Source organism: Streptomyces carpinensis, from assembly GCF_002154505.1.
In the GTDB taxonomy this organism is placed as follows: domain Bacteria; phylum Actinomycetota; class Actinomycetes; order Streptomycetales; family Streptomycetaceae; genus Streptomyces; species Streptomyces carpinensis.
Window position 1 is genome coordinate 1 of sequence record NZ_MUBM01000438.1, and the last position, 8,148, is coordinate 8,148.

An 8,148-nucleotide genomic window follows, 5' to 3' on the forward strand; every position below is an offset into this window, starting at 1 on the left:
GCCCCGGCCGGCGGGCCGGGGGAGGCGGTCCCGGTCACCCCGTCCGGAGCGCAGGCGTCACCGACGTACTCATTGCCGCCCGCCGCCTCCAGCCCGCCTCCGCGGCCGGAGACACGGACCCCCTGACCCGGCGAAACAAACGGAACGTCACATACCGGCCACACTCGGTCCGGAATGTGAACAGGGCATGGAGTTTCCCAGGCCTCTGGCATAGAAACGCGTCATGTTCTGGGTCGTTCTCCTGCTGCTGGCCTGGGCCGTCGCCGGCGCCGCGTGTATGCGGCTGTGCCTGGCCGCCGTTCGCGCGGCGGCCGTGGACCCGCGCGACGCGTCCGCGGGCCAGGGACACGAGCTGACGCTGTACGAGGCGGCGTTCCTGTCGGGCGGCCCCGCGCGGGTCGCCGACGTGACGCTGGTCTCCATGGCCCGTCAGCGCCGGCTCCTGCTCGCACACACCGGCTGGGCGACGGTCGTGGATCCGCGCGGCCGGGACGAGATCGAGCGATCCGTCATAGGGGCCATCGGCCCGGAGGGGCAGTCCCGGATCGCTCCCGTGCGGGTCGCCACGGCCGCCGCGGACTCGGTGCGCAGCCTCGCCGACCGGCTGGTCAGCGCGGGTCTGGCCGTGCCGGACGGAGTGGCGTCGACGGTCGCGGCCGGGATCCGTCAGGTGCGGGGCGCCGCGCTGGCCGTCCTGGCGCTGGGTGCGGCCGCGCTGCTGCTGCCCGGTCCGACCGGGATGCCACGGGACCTGGTCGCCCTCTGGTTCGCGCTGCCCCTCGCGCTCACCCTGAGCTGCCTGGGCATAGCCCGCGTCGAGATCCCCCCGCACTCGCGCTGGGCGTCGCCTGCCGGACAGCGGCTGCTCGGCTCGCTGGCCCGGCGTGTGCGCGGGGCCGGGGACGAGCGGACGTACCTGGCCTCGGTGGCCGTGCGCGGCGTCCGCGCGATCGGCGAACCCGAACTGCGCGCCGCCTTCGCCCACCGCGACCAGCCCTGGCGGGAGTGACCGGCCGGTCCGTGCCGAGACGGCGCACGCGGCAGCGGGTGCCCGCACCACGTCCCGGCGCCCGCACGCTCCAGCGCCCTCGGCGCCCACTCGGGGCGCATCGGGCGCATCGGCGCCGACACCGGGCGGCCGGTGCTTGCCTTCACCCACCGACGCACGAAACATCCCTTTTGTTGCCACCGTGCGCCGAAGGGATACGCGATGAGAGCAGCCGCCGTCCACACGGCCGTCGGAGCACTGGTCCTGGCCGCCCTCACCGCCGCCCCGGCCGGCGGCACCCCACGGGGCACGGAAGGCACCTGGACGCCGGGAGGGGCGGCGGAGCTGCGCGGCACCGTGCTGGCGGCCTCCCGGGCCCGCGCGGCCGGCATCGACTTCGGCAGTTGCCCGAAGGCCCAGGACCTGCCCGGCACCGTGGAGTGCGGCACGGTGTCCGTGCCCCTCGACTACGCCCATCCCGACGGCAGGACGATCCGGCTGACCGTCAGCCGGGTCCGGGCCACCCATACGGACCCCCGCAACAGCAAGCGCAGGGTGCCCCGCCAGGGCGCCCTGGTGTTCAACCCCGGCGGGCCGGGCGGCGACGGCATGTCCTTCCCGCTGATCGGGCTGCTGCCCGAGTGGAAGAGGGTCGCGGCCGCCTACGACCTCGTCGGCTATGCCCCGCGCGGGGTGGGCCGTTCCGCGCCGCTGTCGTGCGAGGACCCCAAGAGCTTCTACAAGGCGCCCTCCCCCGCGCCGACGCACCCCTCGGAGTCGTACAAGAGGCAGCGCGTCGCCGAGGCCCGGGCGTACGCCCGGGGCTGCGCCCGGCGCGCGGGTGGGGACCTGCGCTTCTACAACTCCCTCGACAACGCCCGTGACCTGGACGTCCTGCGCGCGGCTCTCGGCGAGGAGAGGCTGACGTTCATGGGCGCCTCCTACGGCACCTACTTCGGCGCGCTGTACGCCACGCTGTTCCCCTCGCACGTGCGGCGGATGGTCTTCGACTCGGCGGTGAACCCCGACCCCGCCCACATCTGGTACCGCAACAACCTCGACCAGTCGACCGCGTTCGAGGCCCGCTGGAGGGACTTCCGCGAGTGGGCGGCCCGGCACCACGACGTGTACGGGCTCGGACGTACGGCGGGCGCGGTGCAGGCCGGTTACGACAGGGCCCTGCGTCGACTCGCCGCGAAACCGGCCGGCGGCACGGTGGGGCCGGGGCAGTTGCAGGCGGCGTTCCTCAACTCCGGCTACGACGACGACTCCTGGCCGGGCGGCGCCAAGGCCTTGTCGGCGTATCTGAAGGGTGACGACAAGCCACTGGTGGCGCTGGCCGCGCCGTACCGGGCGGGGGCCGCCGAGGCGGAGAACGGCGCCGCGGTCTACACCGCCGTGGAGTGCAACGACGCGCCCTGGCCGGCCGACTTCCGGGTGTGGGACCGGGACAACACACGGCTCGCGCGGGTGGCCCCGTTCGAGACCTGGAGCAATGTGTGGTCGAACCTGCCGTGCGCCTACTGGCCGGCGCCCCGGCAGCGGCCCCTGGACGTGCGGACCGGACCCGGCGAGCTGCCGCCCACGCTGGTCCTGGCCGCCGAGCGGGACGCGGCCACGCCGTACGAGGGCGCCCTGGAACTGCGCCGGCGGCTGGCCGGTTCCAGGCTGGTGACCGAGCGGGACGCGGGCACGCACGGCATCGCCTACGGCCCGAATCGGTGCGTCAACGCCTACGTGGACGCGTACCTGCTTCAGGGGCGTCTGCCGGAGCGGAACGCGGCGTGCGCACCCCACTCCGAGCCGCGGCCGGACGGCCCGACCTTCCAGGAGACCCGCGCGCGGGAACTGCGCAGGGCCCTGGGAGGGAAGGCCGAGCGGCGACCGGCCGGGGAGTGACCGGCAGAGATCAGGCGAGGCCCGCGACGAGGTCCGCGATGTCCTTGCGACGGCCCGTGAAGAACGGGACCTCCTCGCGCACGTGCATGCGGGCCTCCGCGCCGCGCAGGTGGCGCATGAGGTCGACGATGCGGTGCAGCTCGTCGGCCTCGAAGGCGAGGAGCCACTCGTAGTCGCCGAGGGAGAAGGACGCCACCGTGTTCGCGCGCACGTCCGGGTAGCCGCGGGCCATCTTGCCGTGGTCGGCGAGCATGCGGCGGCGGTCCTCGTCGGGCAGCAGGTACCACTCGTAGGAGCGCACGAACGGGTAGACGCTGACGTAGTTGCGCGGCGTCTCGTCGGCGAGGAACGCCGGGATGTGCGAGCGGTTGAACTCGGCCGGGCGGTGCAGTGCCATGTTCGACCACACCGGCTCCAGCGCGCGGCCGAGCTTCGTGCGGCGGAAGAGGTTGTACGCCTCCTGCAGCTGGTCGCTGGTCTCGGCGTGCCACCAGATCATCAGGTCGGCGTCCGCACGCAGACCCGAGACGTCGTACGTGCCGCGGATGGTCACGTCCTTGGCGGCGAGCTGGTCGAACAGCTCCTGCACCTCGTCGGCGTAGCCGGCGCGGTCCTCGGGAAGCACGTCCTTCAGCTTGAAGACGGACCACAGCGTGTAGCGGATGACCTCGTTGAGGTCCTTGGCCAGCTTGCCCTTGTTCGGGATCCTGCCGGACTCGGTGGTAGGGGCGTCGTCACTCATGTCCCCTATTCTCCCGCTCCGCCGTGCAGACTCTGCACCGGGTTGGCCGTGAGCTCCTGCACAGCCCGCACGTCCCCCCGCAACTGGTCCACGGCCGCGTACGCGCTCGCGATGCACGCCGGGATGCCCACGCCGTCGTAGATCGCGCCGCACACAGCGAGGCCCGGGAGCTTGCCCACGTGCTCGCGGATGCGGGCCACGCGCGCATGGTGGCCGACGGGGTACTGGGGCAGGCCGTCGGTCCAGCGCGTGACACGGGTCCGCAGCGGTGCGGCGTCCAGGCCGGTGGCCTCCCGCAGGTCGCGACGGGAGACGTCGACGAGCTCGGCGTCCTCCCGACCCAGGATCTCCGTCTCGCCGTGGCGCCCCACGGAGGTGCGCAGCACCACCACGTCCGGGTCCTCCTCGGCGATCCAGCCCCACTTGCGGGAGGCGAAGGTGGACGCCTTGATGGTGCGCCCGTCGACGGGAGGCACCAGGAAGCCGCTGCCCTCGGGGAGTGTGGCCTCGGCACAGCGGTAGGCGAGGGTGATCAGGGCCATCGAGGCGTACTCGACGGCCCGCAGCTCCGCCGCCGCCTCGGGGGACTCGGCGCGCAGCAGCTCGGCGGCGACCGGCGCGGGCGTGGCGACCACCACCGCGTCCGCGTGCAGCACCCGGTCCCCGGCGACGACCCGCCAGGCCGCCGGCGCCCCCGGCGCCTCTCGGCGCAGCTCCGTCACAGGTGTCCCGGTCAGGATCTCGCCGCCGCGCGCCCGCACCGACTCCGCGACGGCGAGCGGGAGCCGGCCCACTCCGCCCGCGATGCCCATGAAGACCGGCCCGGTCTGCTGGGCCTGCGCCGCCCGGGCCTGGATCTCGCGGACGGCCTCGGTCAGCGAGTCGTGCGTCCGCGCGGCCTGGAAGAGCTGAGGGACGGCCGAGCGCATCGAGAGGCGGTAGGCGTCGCCCGCGTAGACACCGCCGAGCAGCGGCTCGACGAGACGGTCCACGACCTCGCGGCCCAGGCGCTCCGCCACGTACTCACCGACCGCCACGTCGTCGCCGACCTCGGTCCGGGGCAGGTCGGCGTCGCGCTCGATGCGCGCCAGACCCTCCTCGGAGAGCACCCCGGCGAGCGCGGCGGCAGTACCGGGCACGCCCATCACATGCCCCTTGGGCATGGGGCGCAGGGCACCGCGGGTCCAGATCGAGGCCGTAGCGGTGGCGGGCGGCTGGAGCTGGTCCGCCAGGCCCGCTTCGCGCGCGAGGGCCACGGCCTCGGGCCGGCGGGCCAGCATCGACTCCGCGCCGAGGTCGACGCGGACGCCCGCGATCTCGCCGGGCAGCAGCTTGCCGCCGACCCGCTGCGCCGCCTCCAGCACGGTCACCCGTGCCCCCCGCTCCAGCAGCCGGTGCGCGGCGGCCAGCCCAGCGATCCCGGCCCCGATGACGACGACCTGCCCCATGCCCCTGCCCGTTGCGCTCATGTCCCCCACTGTCTCAGACCCCGCCGGCCCTCCCGCCGCGCACCCGGTGTCCTGGATCTGCTCGCCCGTGCCCGGCCCGGTGTCCGCCACGAGTCCCGAACGTGACCGCATCGGAACCGTTTCCGGCCAACGTCCCACGCGGCCCGGGCGTCGAAGGAAGGACACCGTCACGACGGACCCTCGGGGGTACACCGCATGCGCGCACGACGTTCCCTGCGCCGTTCCGATCGACGCCGCGATCGGCGTTCTCTTCGGCCCGCTTCCGCACTGACCGGACTGCTGCTCGCGGCTGCCCTGGCGCTCACCGGGTGCAGCGCGGGAGGCGGCGTGACCTCCTCCGGCAAGTCCGCGGCCGACGGCGCGGCCGGAAGCGGGGCCCAGCGGGGCGCCTCGGGCCGTGACGGCGGCACGGCCTCCGGCGCGAAGGCGACCGCCCCGCCGAAGCTCACCAGCCACATCATCCGCACCGCCTCGCTGACCGTGCAGGTCAAGGACGTGCCCAAGGCCCTCGACGCGGCCCGCGCGGCCACCGAGAACGCGGGCGGCTACGTCGGCGACGAGAACACCACCCGCGACGAGGCGGGGCACGAGCAGACCCGCGTCGTGCTGCGTGTGCCCGCCGACAGGTACGACGAGGTCCTCACCGACCTCCAGGGCACCGGCAAGCTCGTCGAGCGCACGGCCCAGGCCCAGGACGTCACCGACCAGGTCGTCGACGTGGACAGCCGCATCAAGTCGCAGCGGGCCAGTGTGGCCCGGGTCCGCGAGCTGATGGACAAGGCCGGCGACCTCGGCGACGTGGTCAGTCTGGAGAGCGAGCTGAGCCGCCGGGAGGCCGACCTGGAGTCGCTGCTCGCCCAGCAGGCGTCCCTGAAGGACCGCACGAGCCTGGCCACCATCACGCTGTCGCTGTCCGAGACGCCGGTACGGAAGAAGGCCGCCACGCACGACGAGCCCGGCTTCGCGGACGCGCTCGGCGGCGGCTGGCACGTGTTCGTCACCGTGATCCGCTGGATCGCGCTCGCCCTCGGCGCGGTGCTCCCGTTCGCCGTCACGGCGGCACTGCTCGCCCTGGTGTGGCTGCGGATCGTACGGCCCCGGCTGCCGCGCCGCGCGGCCGCCTCGGGCGGCGCGGCAGCCCCGACGACCGCGTTGGGCCCGCTGCCCGCCGCCCGGCAGGCGCCCCGGCAGAGTGAGCGCCTGGCCACCGGCGGCGAGGAGAGCGCGCAGGACTGAGATCCCCCGCGGCCGTAGCGTGTTCGCATGGACATGAGCGGTGCGAGGGATGCGAGGGCGACGCGCAGGGCGCGGACCGCCCGGGAGCGGCTGGTCGTGATCGGCGGTGACGCCGCGGGAATGTCCGCGGCGTCACAGGCGCGCCGGCTGCGCGGGCCCGAGGAGCTGGAGATCGTGGCGTTCGAACGCGGCCACTTCAGCTCGTTCTCGGCGTGCGGCATCCCCTACTGGGTGAGCGGAGACGTCGACGAGCGGGACCGGCTGATCGCCCGCACCCCCGAGGAGCACCGCGCCCGGGACATCGACCTGCGGATGCGCACCGAGGTGACGGAGATCGACGTGGCCGCGGGACGTGTCCGCGCGCGGGAGGTCGACTCCGGCTCCGAGTACTGGACGTCGTACGACAAACTCGTGATCGCCACCGGGGCCCGGCCGATCCGCCCCGACATGCCGGGCGTCGACGCGCCCGGAGTGCACGGCGTGCAGACCCTCGACGACGGCGAGGCGCTGCTCGACAGCCTGGCACGCGCGCGTGGCGGCGTCGACGGCTTCGCGGTTGCGCCTGTCGGCGGCTTCGACGGTGCGCCGCCACGCCACGACCGGGGTCATGGGGGCCGGGCCGTCGTGGTCGGCGCGGGCTACATCGGTGTGGAGATGGCCGAGGCCCTCATCAAGCGCGGCTACGAGGTGACGGTCGTCAACCGTGGCACGGAGCCCATGTCCACCCTGGATCCGGACATGGGCCGCCTGGTGCACGAGGCCATGGCGGGCCTGGGCATCACCATGGTCGGCGAGGCCGAGGTGACCAAGGTGCTCACCGGTGAGGACGGCCGGGTCCGGGCGGTGGCCACACAGGACGCCGAGTACCCGGCGGACGTGGTGGTGCTGGGCATCGGCGTGCGCCCGGAGACCGGGCTCGCGCGGGCGGCCGGGCTTCCCCTCGGCGCCCACGGCGGGCTCCTCACCGACCTGGCGATGCGGGTGCGCGGGCACGAGAACATCTGGGCGGGCGGCGACTGTGTGGAGGTCCTCGACCTGGTCTCCGGACAGGAGCGCCACATCCCGCTCGGCACCCACGCCAACAAGCACGGCCAGGTCATCGGCACCAACGTCGGCGGCGGCTACGCCACGTTCCCCGGCGTGGTCGGCACCGCGGTGAGCAAGGTGTGCGACCTGGAGATCGCGCGCACCGGACTGCGCGAGAGGGACGCCCGCCGGGTCGGGCTGCGGTTCGAGACGGTCACGATCGAGTCGACCAGCCGTGCGGGCTACTACCCGGGCGCCTCCCCCATGACGGTGAAGATGCTCGCCGAGCGCCGCACCGGCCGCTTGCTGGGCGTGCAGATCGTGGGCCGGGAGGGCGCGGCGAAGCGGGTCGACATCGCGGCGGTCGCGCTGACGGCGGGCATGACGGCGGAGCAGATGACGGCGCTCGACCTGGGGTACGCGCCGCCGTTCTCACCGGTCTGGGACCCGGTGCTGGTGGCGGCCAGGAAGGCCGCGGCGAAGGTCCGCGACGGCGCGCCCTGACACTGAGTCCTGCACCGTGCGGCACACTCGGGGTCACTCGCCCCGGAGCCTGAGCCCGTGCCCGCGCGCTTCCGGACCCGCCGCTCCGCAGCCTGAGCCCGTTGCCCGCGCGCTCCAGAGCCTGAGCCCGTGCCCGCGAGCGCCCCGGGCCCGCCGCTCCGGAGCCTCAGCCCGCGTCCGCGCGCTCCAGCCCCCCGCAGCCTCAGCCCGCATGCCGACCCCACGCCGGAAACCCACCCACTCCGAAGCCCGAGCCCGTACCGGCGAGCGCCCCGGGCCCGCCG

6 protein-coding genes are annotated in these 8,148 nt (G+C 74.4%); 4 read left to right on the forward strand and 2 right to left on the reverse strand.

The annotated features are described in order from the left end of the window. Window positions 1-223 precede the first annotated feature (223 nt). Both BZY54_RS42340 and BZY54_RS42345 read left to right on the forward strand, forming a co-directional pair. Window positions 224-1,009 (forward strand): TIGR04222 domain-containing membrane protein, encoded by a 786-nt coding sequence (locus BZY54_RS42340; RefSeq protein WP_086730693.1) that lies wholly within the window; start codon window positions 224-226, stop codon window positions 1,007-1,009. Between the two features lie 201 nt (window positions 1,010-1,210). Then, entirely contained in the window at window positions 1,211-2,887 is a 1,677-nt protein-coding gene (locus BZY54_RS42345; protein WP_086730694.1) for an alpha/beta hydrolase, read from the forward strand. Window positions 2,888-2,897: 10 nt separating this feature from the next. Here the strand turns inward: BZY54_RS42345 and hemQ are convergent, their stop codons facing one another. Then, window positions 2,898-3,629 (reverse strand): hydrogen peroxide-dependent heme synthase, encoded by a 732-nt coding sequence (gene hemQ, locus BZY54_RS42350; RefSeq protein WP_086730695.1) that lies wholly within the window; start codon window positions 3,627-3,629, stop codon window positions 2,898-2,900. A 5-nt stretch (window positions 3,630-3,634) separates the two neighbouring features. Continuing rightward, window positions 3,635-5,098: a protoporphyrinogen oxidase gene (gene hemG / locus BZY54_RS42355; RefSeq protein ID WP_086730696.1), complete on the reverse strand. Its 1,464-nt coding sequence runs from the start codon at window positions 5,096-5,098 to the stop codon at window positions 3,635-3,637. Between the two features lie 195 nt (window positions 5,099-5,293). Here hemG and BZY54_RS42360 point away from each other — a divergent pair, with 195 nt between their 5' ends. Both BZY54_RS42360 and BZY54_RS42365 read left to right on the forward strand, forming a co-directional pair. After that, complete coding sequence (locus BZY54_RS42360) at window positions 5,294-6,334, forward strand: DUF4349 domain-containing protein (RefSeq protein ID WP_086730697.1); 1,041 nt, start codon at window positions 5,294-5,296, stop codon at window positions 6,332-6,334. A 27-nt stretch (window positions 6,335-6,361) separates the two neighbouring features. Continuing rightward, window positions 6,362-7,864, forward strand: a complete 1,503-nt coding sequence (locus tag BZY54_RS42365; protein WP_086730698.1) for an FAD-dependent oxidoreductase — start codon at window positions 6,362-6,364, stop codon at window positions 7,862-7,864. Window positions 7,865-8,148: the final 284 nt, after the last annotated feature.

Coding starts and splice junctions, on each gene's coding strand:
- hemQ (WP_086730695.1), bottom strand. CDS start 3,629: ATGAGTGACGACGCCCCTACCACCGAGTCCGGCAGGATCCCGAACAAG.
- hemG (WP_086730696.1), bottom strand. CDS start 5,098: ATGAGCGCAACGGGCAGGGGCATGGGGCAGGTCGTCGTCATCGGGGCC.
- BZY54_RS42340 (WP_086730693.1), top strand. CDS start 224: ATGTTCTGGGTCGTTCTCCTGCTGCTGGCCTGGGCCGTCGCCGGCGCC.
- BZY54_RS42345 (WP_086730694.1), top strand. CDS start 1,211: ATGAGAGCAGCCGCCGTCCACACGGCCGTCGGAGCACTGGTCCTGGCC.
- BZY54_RS42360 (WP_086730697.1), top strand. CDS start 5,294: ATGCGCGCACGACGTTCCCTGCGCCGTTCCGATCGACGCCGCGATCGG.
- BZY54_RS42365 (WP_086730698.1), top strand. CDS start 6,362: ATGGACATGAGCGGTGCGAGGGATGCGAGGGCGACGCGCAGGGCGCGG.